General features: G+C 63.0%; 13 protein-coding genes and 1 tRNA gene. 7 read left to right on the plus strand and 7 right to left on the minus strand.

Going from position 1 to position 19183, the window contains the following annotated elements; translation table 11 throughout:
• Positions 1-74: 74 nt before the first annotated feature.
• Positions 75-1289, minus strand: coding sequence for an ABC transporter permease (locus Q5H89_RS01145; protein WP_305017448.1), 1215 nt, complete (start codon positions 1287-1289; stop codon positions 75-77).
• 82 nt (positions 1290-1371) lie between these two features.
• On the opposite strand from Q5H89_RS01145, the gene Q5H89_RS01150 reads away from it, so the two are divergent.
• The 3 genes from Q5H89_RS01150 (at position 1372) to Q5H89_RS01160 (ending at position 4346) form a co-directional block, all read left to right on the plus strand.
• Positions 1372-2577, plus strand: coding sequence for an exo-beta-N-acetylmuramidase NamZ family protein (locus tag Q5H89_RS01150; RefSeq protein WP_305017449.1), 1206 nt, complete (start codon positions 1372-1374; stop codon positions 2575-2577).
• 283 nt (positions 2578-2860) lie between these two features.
• On the plus strand, positions 2861-3805 hold the full coding sequence (gene fmt, locus Q5H89_RS01155; protein ID WP_305017450.1) for a methionyl-tRNA formyltransferase: 945 nt from the start codon (positions 2861-2863) through the stop codon (positions 3803-3805).
• Between the two features lie 43 nt (positions 3806-3848).
• Complete coding sequence (locus tag Q5H89_RS01160) at positions 3849-4346, plus strand: dihydrofolate reductase (protein ID WP_305017451.1); 498 nt, start codon at positions 3849-3851, stop codon at positions 4344-4346.
• A gap of 72 nt (positions 4347-4418) precedes the next feature.
• Here the strand turns inward: Q5H89_RS01160 and porU2 are convergent, their stop codons facing one another.
• Both porU2 and Q5H89_RS01170 read right to left on the minus strand, forming a co-directional pair.
• On the minus strand, positions 4419-9716 hold the full coding sequence (porU2, locus tag Q5H89_RS01165) for a putative type IX secretion system sortase PorU2 (RefSeq protein ID WP_305017452.1): 5298 nt from the start codon (positions 9714-9716) through the stop codon (positions 4419-4421).
• Between the two features lie 48 nt (positions 9717-9764).
• On the minus strand, positions 9765-10898 hold the full coding sequence (locus tag Q5H89_RS01170; RefSeq protein WP_305017453.1) for a putative type IX sorting system protein PorV2: 1134 nt from the start codon (positions 10896-10898) through the stop codon (positions 9765-9767).
• A 297-nt stretch (positions 10899-11195) separates the two neighbouring features.
• Between Q5H89_RS01170 and Q5H89_RS01175 the strand changes: the two genes are divergently transcribed.
• Both Q5H89_RS01175 and Q5H89_RS01180 read left to right on the plus strand, forming a co-directional pair.
• Positions 11196-11531 carry a PadR family transcriptional regulator gene (locus Q5H89_RS01175; protein WP_305017454.1) on the plus strand — a complete coding sequence of 112 codons (336 nt, stop codon included), beginning with the start codon at positions 11196-11198 and terminating at the stop codon, positions 11529-11531.
• Positions 11532-11607: 76 nt separating this feature from the next.
• Positions 11608-14253 (plus strand): GIN domain-containing protein, encoded by a 2646-nt coding sequence (locus tag Q5H89_RS01180; protein ID WP_305017455.1) that lies wholly within the window; start codon positions 11608-11610, stop codon positions 14251-14253.
• A 222-nt stretch (positions 14254-14475) separates the two neighbouring features.
• Here Q5H89_RS01180 and Q5H89_RS01185 read toward each other — a convergent pair whose 3' ends face one another.
• From Q5H89_RS01185 to gap, 4 genes are all read right to left on the minus strand, one after another.
• Positions 14476-14820 carry a translation initiation factor gene (locus Q5H89_RS01185; RefSeq protein WP_305017456.1) on the minus strand — a complete coding sequence of 115 codons (345 nt, stop codon included), beginning with the start codon at positions 14818-14820 and terminating at the stop codon, positions 14476-14478.
• Between the two features lie 13 nt (positions 14821-14833).
• Complete coding sequence (locus Q5H89_RS01190; protein WP_305017457.1) at positions 14834-15622, minus strand: DUF3050 domain-containing protein; 789 nt, start codon at positions 15620-15622, stop codon at positions 14834-14836.
• Between the two features lie 127 nt (positions 15623-15749).
• Entirely contained in the window at positions 15750-16625 is an 876-nt protein-coding gene (locus Q5H89_RS01195) for a diacylglycerol/lipid kinase family protein (protein WP_305017458.1), read from the minus strand.
• 155 nt (positions 16626-16780) lie between these two features.
• Entirely contained in the window at positions 16781-17788 is a 1008-nt protein-coding gene (gene gap, locus Q5H89_RS01200) for a type I glyceraldehyde-3-phosphate dehydrogenase (protein ID WP_305017459.1), read from the minus strand.
• A 260-nt stretch (positions 17789-18048) separates the two neighbouring features.
• Between gap and Q5H89_RS01205 the strand changes: the two genes are divergently transcribed.
• Positions 18049-18120, plus strand: a tRNA-Glu gene (locus Q5H89_RS01205).
• A 90-nt stretch (positions 18121-18210) separates the two neighbouring features.
• The gene (locus Q5H89_RS01210; protein WP_305017460.1) at positions 18211-18462 is read left to right on the plus strand and encodes a hypothetical protein; all 252 of its coding nucleotides are present in this window, start codon (positions 18211-18213) and stop codon (positions 18460-18462) included.
• The last annotated feature ends 721 nt before the right edge of the window (positions 18463-19183 follow it).

Below are 19183 nucleotides of genomic sequence, written 5' to 3' on the forward strand. Positions count from 1 at the left end.
CCCGGTTTCGTCGCTCAACGCCGGGGTTTTACCGCGTAGTTCCCCAAAACGGCCGCCGCTGCGGGCTGCCATTCTTAGTCAAACCGAATGGCTACCATGGGCTTGATGCGGGCAATCATGTAGGTCGGAATGAGCACCGACAGCACCGCCGCGCTGAGCGTAGCCACGTTGAGCAGCAGGATAACGAAGGGGTCCCAGGCCACGGGCACGCGGTCCATGTAGTAGTTCTCGGGGTCGAGCGGAATGATGCGGAAGTGATACTGTAACCAGCACACGCCCAGCGCAAAAAGGTTGCCGATTACTAGCCCCTTGAAGGTAATGGATAGCCCCCGGAAGAAGAACATGCCCCGAATCTGATTGTCGGTAGCGCCCACGGCTTTCAGGATGCCAATCATCTTGGTGCGCTCCAGAATCATGATAAAGATGGTGGCGACCATGTTGAAGGTAGCCACAAAAATTATCAGGATGAGGAAAATAATCACGTTGCGGTTCAGCAGCTGCAGCCAGTCGAAGAGCTGGGCGTACTGGTCGGTGATTTTTTCGATGCGCACCTCGTAGGGCAGCTGCTCGTAAAACTGGTCGAAGGTGGGGTTGAGGCGCTTGAAATCGCGCAGGCGCACTTCGAGGCCGCCCACCAGGGAATCGGGCCAGGCATTAAGCTCCTGAATCTGGCGCAGGTCGCCGAGCACGTACACTTCGTCAAACTCGTCGAGGCCAGTCTGATAAATGCCCGCCACCCGAAACTTGCGGATGCGCGGCGGCTGCTGAATGAAGTAGAACACCGCCGAGCTATCGACAGCGAGGCGCAGCTTGTCGGCAATCTTGCGCGAGATGATGATGTCGTTGCTGGCCGCCGAGTCGGCAAAGGTGATAAACTTGCCGGCCACCATATTCTGGCGCATACTGCTAGGGCCGTGCTTTTCCGAAACCCCCTTCAGCACCACGCCCAGCACTTCGTCGGCGGTTTTGATGATGGCCGTTTTGCGGGCAAAGGGCTGCACCGAAGCCACTTGCGGGTAGCGCGCCAGCTGGCGGCGCAGCTCGGGCTCGGAGATGGGCGCTACCTCAAGCGAGTTGTTGGTGTCGTAGCGCGAGAGCTGCAAGTGCGCGCCGAAGGAGAATATCTTGTCCTGAATCTGCTCGCGGAAGCCCTGCAGAATGGAAAACGAGACTATCATCACGGCAATGCCCAAGGCAATGCTCACCGTGGCAATGCGCGTAACGGAGTGGGTAAAGGAGCCGGAGTCGGCCCCGTCCATGCGGCGCGATATGTAGCGGGCGATATTCACAAGTGGCGTAAAGCTACGCCCGCGCCGGGGGTTGCAAGCCGGGCAGGAGCGCGCTTCTTACGCAGCAAGGTACTTTTGGGCTATGATGAAGTGGATATTTATGACGGCAGGCCTGGCCGCCGGGTGCGGGGCTAGCCCCACCGCAGGCCCGGGCCGGGCGCAGGCCGCCGCCCGCCCCCCCCGCGCCTTGCAGGTGGGGGCCGCGCAGCTAGGGGCTTACTTACCCGCGCTGCAAGGCAAGCGCGTGGGCCTGGTCGTGAACCAAACCTCGCGGGTGGGCCAGGCGTACCTGGTCGATACCCTGAAGGCGCTGGGTGTGCACCTGACGGCCATTTTCGCGCCCGAGCACGGCTTCCGGGGCGAGGCAGCCGACGGGGCCACCATTACCGACGGGCGCGATGCCCGCACCGGCGTGCCGGTGCGCTCGGTGTATGGCAAAACCAAAAAGCCCACGCCCGAAATGCTGGCCGATGTGGACGTGCTGGTATTTGACATTCAGGATGTGGGCACGCGCTTCTACACCTTCATCAGCACGCTGCACTATATAATGGAGGCGGCGGCCGAGCAGGGCAAGGCCTTAATCGTGCTCGACCGGCCCAACCCCAACGGCGCCCTCGTCGATGGCCCGGTGCTGGAGCCCAGGCACCGCTCATTCGTGGGCCTCGACCCGCTGCCCATCTGCCACGGCCTCACGGTGGGCGAGCTGGCCCGGATGATAAACGGCGAAAAGTGGCTGGCCGGCGGCCAGCCCTGCCGCTTGCAGGTGGTGCCCCTGGCGGGCGGCTACACCCACGCCACGCCCTACGCGCTGCCCGTGCGCCCCTCCCCCAACCTGCCCACGGCGCGGGCGGTGGCGCTTTACCCCAGCGTGTGCCTCTTTGAGGGCACCAACGTGAGCGTGGGGCGCGGCACCGACCGGCCGTTTGAGGTCATAGGCAGCCCTAGCCAGCCGGCCACGCGGCCCTACCAGTTTACGCCCCGGCCCAACGCGGGCTCGCCCACCCCGCCGCTGGGCGGCCAGCTCTGCTACGGCCTCGACCTGCACCAGCCCGCTGCCGGCGAGCCCAGCCAGTTTTTCACGGTGCGCTACCTGCTCGATTTTTACCGCCAGAGCACCGATAAGGAGCACTTCTTTACCAAGTACTTCGAGCAGCTGGCCGGCACCGACTCGCTGCGAGCGCAGGTGGTGGCCGGGCGCTCGGAGGCCAGCATAAGGGCTAGCTGGGCGCCGGGGCTGGCGCGGTTCAGGCAGCTGCGCAAGAAATACCTGCTGTATCCGGAACGCTGAAAACCGCGCATTTTTTCAGGCCTGGCGCGAGCTTGCCCAAGCCCGGCGCCGGGCAGACCAAGCCTAGTGCCAGCCTTCCTAAGCCTCGCTGCACACCTGCCACTTCTGGTGTCAGCCATCCAGGCCCCGCCCCAACCGTTACAAGCCTTGGTGCAAGTAGCCTAAGTTCAGCGCTGAGGCTCCCAAGCCCTGCGCCAACGACCATAATCCAAGTTTCGCACGGATAAATTCAAGTTTCATCCCACCTAAGTCTGGTTGCGCCCACCCGATGCCTTTAACCGCCATGCCCCTTCCCCTCCGTATCGTTTTTATGGGCACGCCCGATTTTGCGGTGCCCACCCTCGAAACCCTGCTGGCCCTGCCCGAAGCCGAAGTAGTGGCCGTTATTACCGGGCCCGACCGGCCCGCCGGGCGCGGGCGCCAGCTGCAAGCCTCGGCCGTGAAGCAGGCGGCCCTGGCCCACGGCCTGCCGGTGTTGCAGCCTACCAACCTCAAAGACCTGGCTTTTCAGGCAGAATTGCGGAGCTACGCGGCCGACTTACAGGTGGTAGTAGCCTTCCGGATGCTGCCCGAGGCGGTGTGGAACATGCCGCGCCTGGGCTCGGTCAACATCCATGCCTCGCTGCTGCCGCAGTACCGCGGGGCGGCGCCCATCAACTGGGCCCTCATGCACGGCGACCAGGAAACGGGCGTGAGCAGCTTTTTTCTGCGCCACGAGATTGATACCGGCGACCTCATTATGCAGGATAAAATCGCCATCGACCCGGGCGACGACTTTGGCTCCTTATACGACAAGCTGAAAGTGGCCGGCGCGGCGCTGGCCGCCCGCACCGTGGTGGCCATTGCGGCCGGGGCCGCCCCCAGCACCCCGCAAGCCAACTCCGCTAGCCTGCGCCCCGCCCCCAAGCTCACCAAGGAAACCGGCCGGCTCGACTTCACGCGCCCCGTTGAGGAGCTTGTGAACCAGGTGCGCGGCCTGGCCCCCGCCCCCGCCGCCTACACCACCCTGCCCGACGGCCGGGGCCTGAAAGTGTACCGCGCCGCCGCTATGCCCGGCCGCCCCGCCCCCGCCGGCACCTGGGCCACCGATGGCCGCCACAGCCTGCGCGTGGCCACGCCCACCGGCTGGCTAGCCCTGCTCGAAGTGCAGCTGGAGGGCAAAAAACGCCTGAGCACAGAAGAGTTCTTGCGCGGCACCAAGCTGGAGCTGGGCAGCAGCGCGGACTAAAAAGCTACCCTGAGCATTATTATTCCTTTTTACGCCTCTTTTTATGGTTTCTATCGTGGTGGCTGCGGCCGAAAACAATGTTATCGGCCGCCAGGGGCAGCTGCCCTGGCACCTGCCTGCCGATTTGCAGCACTTCAAAAAGCGTACGCTAGGCCACCCCATTGTGATGGGCCGGCGCACGTTTGAGAGCATTGGCCGGGCACTACCGGGCCGCACCACTATTGTGGTTACGGGCCAGCCAGGCTGGCCGGCGCCGGCTGGCGTGCTGCTCGCCCACTCGCTACCCGAGGCCCTGGCGCTGGCCGCCCAGCAGCCCGGCGGCGAGGAAATCTGCGTGATTGGCGGCGGCGAAATCTACCGCGAGGCGCTGCCCGCCACCGACGTGGTGTATCTCACCGAGGTGCACACCACCGTGCCCGACGGCGATACCTTTTTCCCTGCCCTTTCGCCCACCGCCTGGCGCGAGGAAACCCGCACCCGCCACGCCCCCGACGATAAGAATAGCCTCGCCTACAGCTTCGTAACGCTACGCCGCCGCTAGGCGCAGCAACCATAAAAAAGGCCGTTCTGCTGAGCAGAACGGCCTTTTTGCTTAACTCAGAAACCCAGAGGGCTAGCGCAGCAGCACGAGCTTGCCCCAGTCGTTTTTGAAGGCCTGGTCGCCGGCCGTGCTGAATTTCTTGAAGTCGTTGTTCGGGTCGTCGACGGCCACGCGGTAGAGGTAGGTGCCGTTGGCCAGGCGGTCGCCGTACTGGTCGGTACCATCCCAGGCGTAGTCGGTAATGTTGTTGCCGATGTGCAGGGGGCCTAGCTCGCTCATAAAAATCTCGCGCACCACGCGGCCCGTGAGGGTCATAATCTGAATTTTCATGTTGCGCGGCAGCTCCTGGCCCGTCACCGTGAACACAAACTTGGCCTTGCTCGTGACGGGGTTCGGGTACGGGTACACGTTGGAGATTTTCGACTCATTTATCACCGTAAACTTCACCTGGTAGCTCACGGTGCCGGCGGCGGCATTGGAGGCATCACGGCCCTGCACGCTCAGCGTGTAGGTGCCATTGGGTAGCGGCGTGCTCAGGCCGGGCTGGTAATCCAGGCGGGCCAGGCTGCCCGAGGTGTTATCGACGCTGAAGTGCACATCGGCTCCGTTCACGTTCACGGGAATGGTGGTGCCATCCGGCCGCTTCAGGAAAATGGTGAAGAACGAGGCATCAGTAATGAGGCGCAGCTTGTCCTCGTCCTTGAGCTGAATGGTGACGACCGGGCGCGGCGCCACCAGCTCGCCATCGAGAATGTGACGGCCATCGATAGCCACGTCGAGGGTGGGCGGCACGTTGGAGTCGCGCACCGTGAAGGTGGCCGTTCTCAGCTCGTTGTTGAAGTAATACAGCTCGGGCTGCAGCTGCGGGTTGACTACTACCCGCACGTAAAACTTACCGAAGAGGCCGCGCATGTCAATGCTCACGTTCACGGTCAGCACGCTGTCGCCGGGCAGCAAATCGCGGGTGGCCGTGAGCAGCGGCAGGGTGCGCACCGGCAGGTTGGTGCTGGCGTTCACCAGCTGCACCTGCGTTTGGAGGCGGCTGGCGAAGGCTTCCTGCGAGATGTTGTCAAACTTGACCGGGAACCTGATGAAGCCGGTGCCGGTAGTAGCCTGCGCCTTCAGGCTCGCCGAATCGTACACGGCGGCGGCCACCAAGTCGCGGCGCACAATGCCCTCGGGCTTGCCCTTGAAGGTGATGAGCCATTGCTTAAGCTGCGGCGGCACCCGGTTCACGGAGTCGCGCAGGGCTAGCTGGAGCTGCATGTAGGGGTAAGTGGTGGCCGAGTAGCCGGTCAAATCCAGGCTCTTGGCCTTGATGTCGGGTTGCAGCACCGTGGCCTTGTTGCTGGCATCGATGCCCACCAGCGAAAGCGTGTAGCTAGCCGTCGAGGTCTCGGGCTTGATAACGTCGAACAGCGTCTGCCACTTCACGGCCGGCCCAATGAGCGTGCTCGTGACGCTGCCCGCCTGGCTCGGCGCGCTCAGCGAGGCCGCCAGCGTGATGCTTTGCAGGTAAGTAGGCGTGCTCAGCGTGCGGTCGGGGCCGGCTTCGGCCAGCAGCACGCTGCCGCTCGCCTTCTTTTGGGCCACCAGGGCCCAGGGCTCGCCGTTTTTGAGCGTTGGCACCAGCTTGCTGCCTAGCAGGGTGGCTACCTGGCGCAGGGTGGCGGCCAGGCCGGGGTCGGCGTAGCGCAGGCGGTTTTCGCTCACCAGGGCCACGTAGGCGCCCTCGGGCACCTGGCCCAAAAAGGCGAGCAGCTGCGCCCGGCGGGCGGCGCTGTTGTTGAGGTTATCGAGGGTATCGGCACCGCTCGTGGGGTCGGCGCCAAAGTAGTAGAACGGCTGGCTGGCCGGCCCGCACACCGAGTACGAGCCGCTCACGGTGGTTTGCTTCAGCGTGCGCGGGTCGAAGACGGCCAGCAGCAGGTTGGGCGATTTCACGCCGCAGTTGCTGACATCGACTGTTGAGCTGCCCGTGTTGATGCCGTAGCCGCTCACGGCAAACGTGTAGCTGCTGCCGGGCGCCCCGCCGCCAGCCGTGCGCAGCGTAAGGGCCTGCTGCTGGGCGGCAAAGCTCCAGCGGTTGCTAGGGGCGGCCACGGCCACGCCCCGCAGGTCGTCGCGGTTGAACTGCCCGTTGTGGCTCTGCGACCAGCCACCGCTCAGGGCCGTCGGGATGATGCGGAACGAGCTTACCTGCCAGCCGTTATCTTCCGGGGCCACGGCCGTGGTAAAGCGCACGCGCCAGTACCATACCGTAGAGTCGGCCTTGGTAGCGAGGGCTTTGGGCGGCGTCCAGGTAGGCGTTACGCCGGCCGAGATGGTGGTTGATTGCAACGCCGGGCTGTTGAAGGTAGCCACCGAGTCGACCTGAAAATCGTAGTTGCGCACCGGGCCGTTGGGGTCGTTGCTCTGGGCCACCAGGCGCGGCTTGGTGCTGGTGATGATGGCAAACTCGGTGGGCGTGAGCAGCGTGAGGCCGCGCTTCAGGAAAGAATACGTGAGCGTCGCCGTGTTATTGCCTTCATTCAGCTCGGCCACCTTATTGCGGTAGTCAAGCTCCACCGTAAACTGATTGTCGCCCGAAAAATCGCTCGTGGGGTTGGTGAGCGTAATGGTGTACACCGTATCGCGCCGGAAAGCCTGCGGGAAGGGCTTATTGCCGCTGTCACTGTCGTAAAGATAGACTTCCTTGGACAGGCCGGTAGCCGTAGGATAGGTGCGCGTGACGCGAATCTCGACTGGGTCGCGGGTGATGCGCAGCGGGTTGCTCACCCCAATGTTGAAGGTAAACTTGGAGGAGGCGGCCGTCACGGCCACGTCGGGGGCAATGGGGCTGAGCGAAAGCGCAGCGGCGCTGGCCACAAAATCGGGCTTGGCCGGGGCGTACATGCGCAGGGCGGGGTCGCCCTGCCAGATGGTGCACAGCAGCTGCTCGGTGGCGCGCAGGTTGCCGGCTACGGGCGCATACGCCGGCCGCACCTGCAGGCGCCGGATTACCTCGCGGCGCACCTCGGCAATGGGCCGCCCAAACCACTCGGGGTCGTTGAAGAGCAGTTGGTGGGTCAAATCCTGCGAGGGGTCGAGCAGGTCGGCATACGAGAGCCCGCTTTCGGCCATAATGCCAATCGAGCCCTTGCCAGGGGCCAGGACCCAGTCGGAGGCAAACGTGCGGGCGTTGTAGAACGCCGCCCCTGCCGAGCAGCCGTTGTACATCATCACCGGATACTTTTTGGCGTTGTTGTAGCCCTGCGTTACATCATTAATATCGCCAATGTTGAGGTCGAACTGGGTAGTCGAGCCGTGGCCGAAGTACGTAATCAGGGCTAGCCCCGCGTTTACATCCGTCGAGATATTCTTGTTGGCTGGCAGGTTGGTGGGGTCATATACCCGCTGGTAGGTGGTGACGCTGCCGCCCAGCAGCGGGTGCTCTACACGCAGCTTATAGCGGTCGAGGTACGAGCGGAAGGTATTGATTTCCAGCTGGTCGTGCCCACCACTCAGGTGCACCATATTCTTGTGCCAGGGCTCGGGGTTGAGCTGGTTGGGGTCTATTTGCGCCTCGTACTCCTGCAGCTTAGTGAGGTAAGCCAGCGCCTCGGCGGGCGTGCTGGCCACAATGCGGCCCGTGGGCAGGGCCGGCACGTAGTTGTCGTGCGGCCAGTCGCTCGACAGGAAGATATCGGACGTCGAGCGCGTCGAAACCGGCACCAGGTCCAGGCCGCTTTCGCCCTGCACCCGCGTCGATTGGTAGGTGTAAAATCCGCTGCCGGAGGCCCCCGAGGTAGTGTTGGGGTCTATGGCCGAGCTAACCGGCGAGCCGGGCGAGATGCCCTTGCCCAGCAGCAGCAGGTACTTGGTCTGGTTGGCCGGCGCGCGCGCCGCCAGCCACAGCGCAAAGTGGCGCAGGGCAATTACCGAGCGCTCGCCGTAGTGAAACTGGTCGTAGAGCTGCGGCGCGGTCACCATCAGGGTATCGTAGGCGCCGCCCGCGGCCGAGGCACGGTAGTTGGCGTAGGCGCGCGCCACGTTGGGCACCGTGCCCGCCGCTTTCATCAGCTGCGGATGCGTGATGATGACAAAGTTGGGCTTGGCCGGGTCGATACCCCGGAAGTTGACCCGGCGGGCGGCGGGCGGCACCAGCGGCTGGGCCTCATCGGCCAGCAGCAGGCGGCGCGTTTGCTGGCCGGTGGCGCTCGGAAACACGTAGCGCCGGCCCGTGCTACCCAGGGTGGCGGCGTCGGTGCCCGCAATGCGCTGCACGTTCCAGGGGTCCTGAATATCGAAGCCGCTTACCGTAGCCGGCACGTTATCAACCTCGTAGGTAGCCTGGCCGGCTAGCAGCGAGTCGTTTTGAAAGACCACCGCCCGGCGATTGCTGAACCACACGTTTTGCTGCGGGGCTGTCACGCGCATCCACGACAAGCGGAATACATCGACGAGCGACTGCGGCGGCAGCGGGCCCTGGCCGAAGCTCAGCGTTACGCTGCCCTGGCTGCTTATATCGCTGGGCAGCAAGGTGTAGCGCCCATACGCATGGTCGAAGCGCTTGTACAGCAGCGTGCCCAGCAGCCGGGGCGTGCTGCTGCCCGGCGCTACCACGCTCACCGTAGTAGAGTGATTATCAACGCGGCTGCCCCCTAGCACTACCGCCTCGGCGCGCGGGGCGGGCGCGCCGGCCGCCGTCGAGATAGCGCGCAGCGAGTCGACCAGTACCGGCGTCGGGTTATAGTAGAATCCTTCAAAAAAGCCTTCGCCGGGCTCTATCCACGGCAAAAAGGTGAAGGAGGTTTCGGTGGGCGCCTCGGTATAGTTGCCCGTTTTCAGCACCAGCGAGGATTGCAGGCGCCAGCCGTGCGGCGTGCCGCCGGCCGCCACCGGCTGGGCCATGCGCTTGCCGGCGCGGGTGCCCCAGGTTACGAAATAGGCCGCCGTATCGGTGTAAAAGCTGTAGTAAGGATTGACCTGGTCGGCGGGATTTTTGTAAAATTCCTTGTCGAGCGCGGCGTCGTTGCGCTGGCCGTAGAACTCCACAAAGGTGCTGTTATCGAGCGTGGCCGAGTTGCCGCCCTGGTACACGGCCACTTCCTTGCCGCGCCGCCACACCTGCAGCTGGCTGGGGGCCACCGCGCCCGCGCCCAGCTGGCTGAGGTAGGCGTAGTCGAGGCGGTAGAGGCCCTCGCGCCACACCTTTACCTTGTAGTAAGGCTGGCCGGGCACTATCCACTCGTTGCCGTAGGTGCCCGATTGGGCCTGCGCCAGGGTAGTGCCCAGCAGGCAGGCCAGCACCGCCAGCCCCACGGCACGCCCGCTCGCCCACCGGCCCAGCGTACTCCACCAACTGGTAGCGTAAATTTTATTTATCATAGTAGCAGTCAACTAACTAGTATTTATGCACGAATAAGCTCCCTGGCCCTAGCGAATGCTGGGCAGGCCGCCCTGGCGGCTGCCCAGGCCGTAGCCCAGGCTCACGATGAGCGAGTTGGTTTGGGAGGTAGAGCCGAGCTTTTCGACCGCCAGGCGCGAGAGCGCCAGGTCCACGCGCAGGCCACTAAAGGCCACGCCCGCCCCCAGGCTGTACTGGCCCTTCCACTGCTGCGACATATCGAAGGTGGTAATCTTCTGATAGTTGCCCACGCCGCCGCGCAAAAAGGCCAGGTTGCGGTAGCCGATTTCGACGCCCACGCGCGGGTCCACGCTCACGGGCTTGGCCGAGATGAGGGTGTTGCGCTGGCCATCGGTGGTGGCTTCCAGGTCGGCGGCCACCAGGGCCGTAAACTGCGCGGGCAGCGTAAACTGCCGCCCCGCCCCTAGCACCAGGCGCGGCAGGGTTATCTCGGTCGTGTTGGTCGGAATGGCCTCGCCGGGGATGGTATTGGCCTTGAACTTGTCGGCGTCGATGCTCCAGGCGTTGAAGGTGGTGGTGATGTCCCTGGCCATCAGGCCCAGGCGCCAGCCCTTGTGGTTGTACTGCACGCCCACATCGACCCCAAAGCCGTAGGCGTTGGCATACGAGCCCACGTTGCGGTAAATGAGCTTGCCGCTGCCGCCCACGCTCAGGCCCTCGGGCCCCAGCTTGCGGGCGTAGCTCAGCAGCAGGGCGTAGTCGGCCACCGAGAAGTACGTAATACGGTCGTACTGAATGTAGCCGTATTCGTTCACCAGCGCCCGCGTATCGGCAATGTTGTCCACGCCCAGGCGCAGCAGCGTCACGCCGATGGCGCTCTTCTCATCAAGCGGCATGGCGAAGGCAGCGTAGTCGTTCTTCACTACCCCCGAAAACAACTCGGAGTGCATCAGCACGCCGTCGTACTTGGTGCGGATGTTGGTGAGCGCCGCCGGGTTCCAGTAGCCGGCCGTGGCATCGTCGGCCAGGCTCACCTGGGTTTTGCCCATGCCCAGCGAGCGGGCGCCGGCGCCTAGGTTCAAAAACTCGTTGCTGTACTTAGGGGTGTTGGTTTGGGCGCGGGCAGCGGGCGCAGCTAGCCCCAGCGCGGCGCTCACACCCAGTAAAACCGCCCAGGGGCGGCAAGCGGAGAGTTGTAGCATAGTTGAATAATAGGCGGCAGAATAAATTGGAGCAGCAACGCAAGTTACTGCCAGATAGTGCGCAATGGCGCGCCTAAGCTCCACGCCCGCCAGCCAGTTAGCTGATTATCGCGCAGTTGGCTCTTTGTTTTTGGATGCTGGGCGCACCGAAATAGGAAGAAAGAAATACGTGACCTCTTTAGGTGCAAAAAAAATTTGCGCCAAGGCAACAAAAAAATGTACACCGAGTATTATGTAATACAAAGTACTCGTTGTACATTTGTACCGTTCCTCACCTACTACTAGCCCATACCGCCCATGAAACTAGAGAACACCCAGGTGCAGATGCGCAAAGGCATCCTCGAATTCTGCATCCTGGAGATAATCGGCCGCGGGGAGGCCTACGCCAGCGACATGCTGGAGGAGCTTACCGCGGCCCGCATGATAGTGGTGGAGGGCACCCTCTACCCCTTGCTCACGCGCCTCAAGAATGCCGCCCTGCTCGACTACGTGTGGAAGGAGTCGACCTCCGGCCCGCCCCGCAAGTACTACACGCTCACCACGGCCGGCCGCAGCTTTTTGGAGGAGCTGCGCCAGACCTGGGAAGAAATGGCCCTCTCCGTCGGCATCATTCGCCAGCCGCCCCGCCCCTAGCCGGGCCCTGCTTTTACCCGCTAAACTTTCTTTCTCCGATTTCAACCTGCCGCGCTTCGCGCCTGCGGCCCCTCCCATGAAAAAGAACATCAGCATCAACTTGCAGGGCATCATCTTCCACCTCGAAGATGATGGCTATGAAGTGCTTAGCCGCTACCTGCACGAGGTAAAGGCCCACTTCGCCAGCTACCAGGGCCACGAAGAAATCGTGGCCGACATCGAGGGCCGCATTGCCGAGCTGTTTTCGGCCCGCCTCTCGGTGAATAAGCAGGTTATCACCCTGCAAGACGTAGAAGAGATGACGGCCAAGATGGGTCGCGTGAGCGATTTCAACACCTCGCCCGACGAGGACGAGGACGCCTACACCGAGCCGGCCAGCGCCGGGCCGGGCGCTGGGCAGGCCTTTGCCGGCGGCCCCGCCCCCAGCCCGGCCGACACCGAGCCCCGCCGCCTCTACCGCGACCTGGCCCACCGCAAGATTGCGGGCGTGGCCGCCGGGCTAGCCCAGTATTTCCGGGTAAACCCGCTGCTGGTGCGCCTCATTTTCCTGGCCCTGGTGCTGCTGCCCAACGTGTTTGGGGTGTACGACCACATTCCCGGCACCGGCATGTTCCGCCACCGCTTCGACTTTGGCGGCCTGGCCATCATCGCTTACCTCGTGCTGTGGATAGCCTTGCCCAAGCGCGACGACGCCCCGGCGCCCATCGATACGCTGGACTTTGGCGGCAAGCTCACCGGCCGCAAGCTGTTTCGCGATACCGACAACGGCAAGGTCGGCGGGGTATCGGCGGGGCTAGCCGCTTACTTCCAAACCGACGTGGTGCTGGTGCGGGTGCTGTTTCTGATTGGCCTGTTCCTGGGCGGCTCTACCTTCCTTATCTACCTGGTGCTGTGGGCCGTGGTGCCCGAGGCCCGCACCGTGTCGGAGAAAATGCAGATGCGCGGCGACGCCGTCACGCTCTCGGGTATCGATAACAACCTGCGCTCCAACGCCTTCGATGGCGAAGGCACTGCTACGCCCAACCGCCCGCTCGGCACCTACCTCGAAAGCGCGGCCCGCAGTGCCAAGCCCGCCGCCAATTTTTTGGGCAGCGTTATCCGCTGGATAGTGGGTGGCCTGCTGATTTTCTGGGGCAGCACCGGGCTGATTACGCTGCTTATGCTGCTGGGCGCGGCCCTGAGCATCATTCCGTTCACGGCCGTAGAGCACACCAGCAACGGCTTCATGTTCGACGACAGCTTCGGGGCCACCGTGCGCAACCTGCCGCCCTGGGGCGCCATTGCCGCCTTCCTGGTGTCGGGCATTCTGGCCTTCGCCCTGATACTGCTGGGCTTGCGCCTGATTATGCGCCGCTGGCTCTTGAGCCGCACCGTGGGGCTGTCGCTGCTTGGGCTGTGGGTGCTGGGCATAGTGGGCAGCGCGGCGGCCGGCCTGCAGGTAGCCCGCAATTTTCAGGCCAAGGACACCTACACCACTACCGTGCGCCTGAGCAACATTGCGGGCCCCGGCATTGTGCTGGATTCGCGCAACATCGAGGACCGTTTTCAGTGGGTAAGAATGAGCCTGGCCCCGGCCGATAGCGGCGCCACTCCTTTTGTGGAGGAAGAGTTTCAGGCTAGGGGCCGCACTGAAGAGGCGGCCCGCCTCACCGCGCAGCAAACCATCAACTACAACATCACGCAGCGCGACTCGACCATCATCTTCGACCAGGGCACGACGCTGAAAAGCAGCGCCCCCTACCGCGACCAGAAACTGACCCTGACCCTGCACCTGCCCCTGAATAAGGTTTACCGCCTCACGCCCCTCTTCATCGAGCACCTTGATGATGATGACTTTACCAGCGGCCACCGCCCTAGCAGCGACCGGCCATACCGGGCCCGCTTCACCCGCGAGGGCAAGTTTACCTGCCTCGATTGCCCTGCCTCGGCCGACGACGACGACAACGACGCGGAGGTAAACGTGGACGTAGATGGCACCCGCACGAAGGTACGCGTGAACACCGACGGCGACGAGCCCCGCGTGAGCATCATCGGCGACGAGGCCCGCTTCAACACCGACCCTAGCCACTACGGCACCGGCCGCAAGACCCTGGACGGCGGCCACGATTTCAACGAAGTAGAAGTGCACGGCGCGTTCCGGGTAGTGGTGCGCCAGGGCGACAGCTACAAAGTAGAGGCCGCCGGCCGCACCGCCGACCTCGCCGATGTGCGCCTCGATGTGCGCGGCGACCGCCTGGTGGTGCGCAACCGCGCCGGCGGGAGCCTGTTCTCGGCCTTCGACATGAACAAAAACCCCATCTTGGTGCAGATAACGCTGCCCACCCTGCGGCACCTAGAGCTGAGCGGCGCCTGCCAGGCCGACGTAAGCGGCTTTCAGGGCGAGGACCTGCGCCTGGAAGCGTCCAGCGCCTCCTCCACGCGTCTCAACGTGAACGTGCCGCACCTCGAAGTCACGGCCAGCAGCGCCAGCCGCGTCGACCTGAGCGGGGCGGCCGAGGAGCTGAGCATCGACGGCTCCAGCGCCAGCCAGGTCGAAGCCCTGGGCCTGCGCGCCACCCGCGTTGACCTCGACCTGAGCAGCGCCTCGCAGGCCCGCGTGCACGCCACCGAAGAGCTGAAGGCCGACCTGAGCAGCGGCAGCACCGCCCGCTACACCGGCAACCCCGGCAACGTGCAGAAAGACCTGAGCAGCGGCAGCACGCTGGAGCAGATAAACGACTAATACATTAATACTTATTGCCCAATAAAAAGGCCGCGCTAGCATGTTAGCGCGGCCTTTTTTTGCAGTGAGAATAATTTAGGAAATCTTTAAAATCAAACGAGACTGTCATGCTGAGCTTGTCGAAGCATCTCTACCGTATCGTTGAACGGCGCAGTAGAGATGCTTCGGCAAGCTCAGCATGACGCTTATTAGATTTCCTAAACAGCTTACTTCATGGCCAAGCTAGCCGCCAATCTGCTTGGCCTTATAGCCTTCCTTCAGAAGGATTTCCAGCACCTTGGCCCGAAAATCTCCCTGCACCACGATTTCGCCCTCCTTGGCACTGCCGCCCACGCCGCACTTGGCCTTGAGCAGCTTGCCGAGGGTTTGCAAGTCTTCGTCGCGGCCCACGAAGCCCGTGATAAGCGTGACCTGCTTGCCGCCGCGCTGCTTTTTATCGAGCTGCACGCGCAGCTGCTGCTGCTGGGGCGGCAGCGTAGCGGCCTCGGCCGCCTCATCGGACTGGTACGAAAAATCGGGATTGGTGGAGTACACCACGCCCTGCCGGCGCGCCTGGTCTTTTGCCATGATAGTGAAGTGATTAGGCCACTGTTTTTTCCTGGGCTAGCGCAGCCGCAATACCATCCCAGAGGGCTATGCGGGCGGCCATGCCCTGCTGGGCAATGTCGCCGGCCTGCTGCCAGCGGGCTGGGTCGGTGCCGCAGAGGTCGCGCACCATCTGGTGGGCTAGCGGGGCGTGGTGGTCCTCATCAAGCTCGATATGGCGGTTGAGGTAGTAGGTAAACGTATCGAGCTGGCCCGGGAAGCGCTGCCCCAGGTCGGCAATAAGGCTGCGGAACATGTCCGGAATCACATCCTCGCGCCCGAAGGTGAAGGCGGCGGCAATGGCGTGCGGCTGCCCGCCGGCAATCACGCCAAAGGTGTGCTTCACAAACTCCTGCACGCTGGCCGGGGCCTGGGCGGCGGCCAGCGCGGCGGGCACGCTGGCGCCCTCGGCCAGGGCGGCGAGCAGGCGCTCGGCGGGGGCGGTGTCGGCGCCGGCCTCGCGCATGGCCCGCAGGTACAGCTCGAAGTGGCTGGTGGGCTGGCCTTCGGGGTCGAGGTCGGTTTCCTCTTCCAGCACAATATCATTGATGAGGCGGCGCGTGGCGGGGTTGCCCTTGGGCACCCAGGGCAACTCCACGCACGTTAGCTCGCGCTGCAGGGCTTTTAGCAGGGACATAAAATCCCAGACCGCGTACACGTGGTGCTCCATGAATACGCGCAGGTCGGCCAGCGTTTCGAGGCGGCGATACACGGCGTGGTCGACCATGCGCTGGCGCGCCGGCTGCAACTGCGCCTGCAGCTGCTGAACAAAATCTTGAGACATCTTCGGAAGTAATAAGAAAGTAACTAGCCCGCTACGCTAACAATCTTGGGCTGCTTTGGCTTCGCAGCGAGCGGCGTTTTTAATCCTCTAGTCGGGTTTACGTAGCCTGGCGCGCCGCCGGATTGACCTACACGGCCACTTCCAGGGCTAGCGGCCGCAGCCCCAGCTCAAACTCGGTGGCGTGGCCCAGGTAGTCGCCATCGGCGTGGTAGCCCAGCGGCGCGGCGGCCCGCACTATGGCGTGCTGGGTGTGGCGGTAGGTAGCCCCGCCCGTGCGCGGCAGCGTGCCCAGGGCCATGCCCAGCACTACCTGCACGGCCCGCCAGGGCGGCAGCGCATCGATAAGGCACATATCGAGCAGGCCATCCTGCAGGTTAGCCTGCGGGGCGATGTAGGCGTTGTTGCCATACTGCGAGGCGTTGGCAAAGGCTAGCACGTAGCAGTCGGTGGCCAGGGTCTGGCCGTTGGTTTCGACCTGCACCGGCACCGGCTTGAAGTTGCCATACTCGTGCAGCGTCACCCGCAAATACGTGCTCACCCCCCGGGTACCGGCCTGCGCAAAATGCTGGCTCACGTGCGCATCGAACCCTAGCCCGGCCGTGCAAAAAAATGGCCGGCCATTAATCGTGCCCACATCCATGCGGCTGAACGTGGGCTGGCGCAGCCGCCGCAGCGCGGCCGGCAGGGCTAGCGGCACCCGCAGGTGCCGGGCCAACCCATTGCCCGAGCCGCGCGGCACAATGCCCAGCGCCGCCCCGGTTTGGCCCAGCAGCCCCTGCCCCACTTCGTTCACGGTGCCATCGCCGCCCACGGCCACCACCACCCGGCAGCCCGCCTGCGCCGCTTCGCGGGCCAGCTCGGTGGCATGGCCCGGCCCCTCGGTGGGCCGCAGCAGGTAGTCGCTGCCCGCTAGCCCGCCAAAGTGCCGCTGCAGCAGCGCCGGAAAATCGGCCCGCCGCCCGGTACCCGCCATCGGGTTGAAAATAAAGCAAGTACGCGGCATAGCTAAGGTGCCGCCCAACGGCGGCTCTTTCCACAAAAAACAAAAAGGCCTGCCTAGCAGGCAGGCCTTTTCTAACTATTAGTGGTTGATTAGCAAGGAATAATAGCCACTACTCGGTCCTTACTCCTTGCTAATCAACCACTAACCACTAATAATTACCCGTTCATCTTCTCACCCAGCTTCTGGATGAGGTCGGCAGTGCGGGTCGAGTAGCCGGTTTCGTTGTCGTACCAGCCCACTACCTTGGCCAGGGTGCCGTTGGTCGAGGTCAGCTCCGAGTCGAAGATGCACGAGTGGGGGTTGCCCACGATGTCGATGCTCACAATCGGGTCGGTGGTGTACTCCAGGATGCCTTTCATGGCACCTTCCGAAGCTGCTTTCAGCGCATCGTTGATTTGCTGCTTGGTGGCTTCTTTCTTCAGAATTACGGTCAGGTCGGTCAGCGAGCCATCCGGCACGGGCACGCGCATGGCGATGCCGTCGAGCTTGCCCTTCAGCGTGGGCAGCACCAGGCCGACGGCCTTGGCAGCACCCGTGCTGGTGGGGATGATGCTGTAGGCCGCGGCGCGGGCGCGGCGCAGGTCCTTGTGCGGCGCATCCTGCAGGTTTTGGTCCGAAGTGTAGGCGTGCACCGTGGTGATGTAGCCTTTCTCGATGCCAAATACGTCGTCCAGCACCTTAGCCATCGGGGCCAGGCAGTTGGTGGTGCAGCTGGCGTTCGAGATGATGGTTTCGTCGCCGGTCAGCGTGTCTTCATTCACGCCCAGTACTACGGTCGGGATGTTGCCCGTAGCCGGGGCCGAGATAACTACCTTTTTGGCACCCGCCGTGATATGCTGGCCCGCGCCGGCCTCATCCACGAAGCGGCCCGTGCTCTCAAGCACAATGTCCACGCCCATAGCCTTCCAGGGAAGCAGCTTGGGGTCGCGCTCGGCGAGGGCGGCAATATGCTGGCCGTTCACGGTCAGGCTGTTATCATCGTAGCTCACCGTGCCATCGAAGCGGCCGTGTACGGAGTCGTACTTCAGCAGGTGGGCTAGCGTTTTGTTGTCAGTCAGGTCGTTGATGGCCACAATCTCCACGTTGTCGCGCCCAAGCAGCGACTTGAAGGTGAGGCGGCCAATACGGCCAAAGCCGTTGATGGCGACTTTAATTTTTGCCATGATGTTGGAAAAAATGGAAGTAGGACGGGCCACCGCAGTGGCTCCGCTAATAATATTGGGCGAAGGTACGCTTTTCGACGGTTTTGCCTACTCGCACCCAGCTTGCATCCCGAAAGCTTTAACAAAATGGTAAGACCAGCAGTTTTTTTTCAGCTGAAAATCAGCGTAGTTTTAGTTTCCAGCCACTTTTTTTAGGCCCAATATTTGGTTCAAACCAAAATTTCCGTACCTTTGCATCATCAAAACGAACAACACACCACGGTCCGTTCGTCTAGGGGTTAGGACAGTAGATTTTCATTCTACCAACAGGGGTTCGATTCCCCTACGGACTACTTAGCTATGGCCTTCCTGATATCAGGAAGGCCATTTTGCTTTCTCGGGGGACCCTCGGGTCGGATTCAATTTCCGAGTGAATGGTTTTGATGTATCTCGAAGATAGTGAGCAGATTAATGCTGGTGCTTCGGGCTCGGCGGGCTTCGTCAATGCGGCGCAGGTAGCCACCACCTCAACCACCGGCTGGGCTATCTCCATAACGGGCGCTGGCTCGGCCGCTACAACGGGAAGTGTCTCCAACGCCACGGGCGCGGACCTGGCTGCCAGCGCGGGGTCGAGCACCTGGCGTAGCTGCTCGGGCGTGGGCACGAGGCCGGCGGCTAGGGCGTCGGGCAGGTAGGCCTCAAGCTGAGCGCGCTGGGCAGCTAGGGTGACATTGAGTTGCCCGGCCCGGGCCTGCACCAGCCGGGCAGCCTGAATCTACTTGCGGGGCTCAATCCAAATCCGGTGTATACTGTATACCTTGCCCTTAGTCCCGCCCACGGATACGCGGGCGATGACAGGCGTAGGGGGCTCCTTGAGAAAAAACGCAATACTGGCCACAGAGCCGGAAATCAAGTAGTCGAAAATAAGAAAGTTACCGAAACCTTCGAACAAATTATCTCATCTCCAAGAGATTGTTTTTCAGGCGCTTGGAATTACAAACGCTCACTCGGCACCTCTTCCCGTGGGCCGCAGCGCCCCGAGCAGCCGAGCAAGCCTAGCGCGGCGCCAACCCACTTAGGTTCCAGGTAAACTTAGTCGTTTCGTGGCCTTTAGCTCCAGTGGCCGCCCGCCCTGATGTGCTCATCTTCCTCCGGATTGAACGTGCTTTATTCTGCGGCTACTAGCGCGGCAGCCCTTCTGCCTCTGACTAGCTTTCTCCCATCACTTCGAAACCTATCTTCAACCCTTGCCAAGTTCTGAGCGCCTTAGCTTGACCATCTTTTAGCGAGAGTTCAACCGAAATTAATTAATTTCTCCCCTCCTACAGCGCGGAACGGCGGCCTGCCAACCTCGGCTGCTACGCTCCCAATCACTTGGCAGCCCGCTCCTAAACCCCCTCCACGTCTAGCCGGCTT

This window comes from Hymenobacter cheonanensis, assembly GCF_030581075.1.
Taxonomy (GTDB): Bacteria; Bacteroidota; Bacteroidia; order Cytophagales; family Hymenobacteraceae; genus Hymenobacter.

Excerpts from the sequence above, each read along its gene's own strand:
- Q5H89_RS01150 (WP_305017449.1), top strand. The coding sequence starts at position 1,372 with ATGATGAAGTGGATATTTATGACGGCAGGCCTGGCCGCCGGGTGCGGG.
- fmt (WP_305017450.1), top strand. The coding sequence starts at position 2,861 with ATGCCCCTTCCCCTCCGTATCGTTTTTATGGGCACGCCCGATTTTGCG.
- Q5H89_RS01160 (WP_305017451.1), top strand. The coding sequence starts at position 3,849 with ATGGTTTCTATCGTGGTGGCTGCGGCCGAAAACAATGTTATCGGCCGC.
- porU2 (WP_305017452.1), bottom strand. The coding sequence starts at position 9,716 with ATGATAAATAAAATTTACGCTACCAGTTGGTGGAGTACGCTGGGCCGG.
- Q5H89_RS01170 (WP_305017453.1), bottom strand. The coding sequence starts at position 10,898 with ATGCTACAACTCTCCGCTTGCCGCCCCTGGGCGGTTTTACTGGGTGTG.
- Q5H89_RS01175 (WP_305017454.1), top strand. The coding sequence starts at position 11,196 with ATGAAACTAGAGAACACCCAGGTGCAGATGCGCAAAGGCATCCTCGAA.
- Q5H89_RS01180 (WP_305017455.1), top strand. The coding sequence starts at position 11,608 with ATGAAAAAGAACATCAGCATCAACTTGCAGGGCATCATCTTCCACCTC.
- Q5H89_RS01185 (WP_305017456.1), bottom strand. The coding sequence starts at position 14,820 with ATGGCAAAAGACCAGGCGCGCCGGCAGGGCGTGGTGTACTCCACCAAT.
- Q5H89_RS01190 (WP_305017457.1), bottom strand. The coding sequence starts at position 15,622 with ATGTCTCAAGATTTTGTTCAGCAGCTGCAGGCGCAGTTGCAGCCGGCG.
- Q5H89_RS01195 (WP_305017458.1), bottom strand. The coding sequence starts at position 16,625 with ATGCCGCGTACTTGCTTTATTTTCAACCCGATGGCGGGTACCGGGCGG.
- gap (WP_305017459.1), bottom strand. The coding sequence starts at position 17,788 with ATGGCAAAAATTAAAGTCGCCATCAACGGCTTTGGCCGTATTGGCCGC.
- Q5H89_RS01210 (WP_305017460.1), top strand. The coding sequence starts at position 18,211 with ATGTATCTCGAAGATAGTGAGCAGATTAATGCTGGTGCTTCGGGCTCG.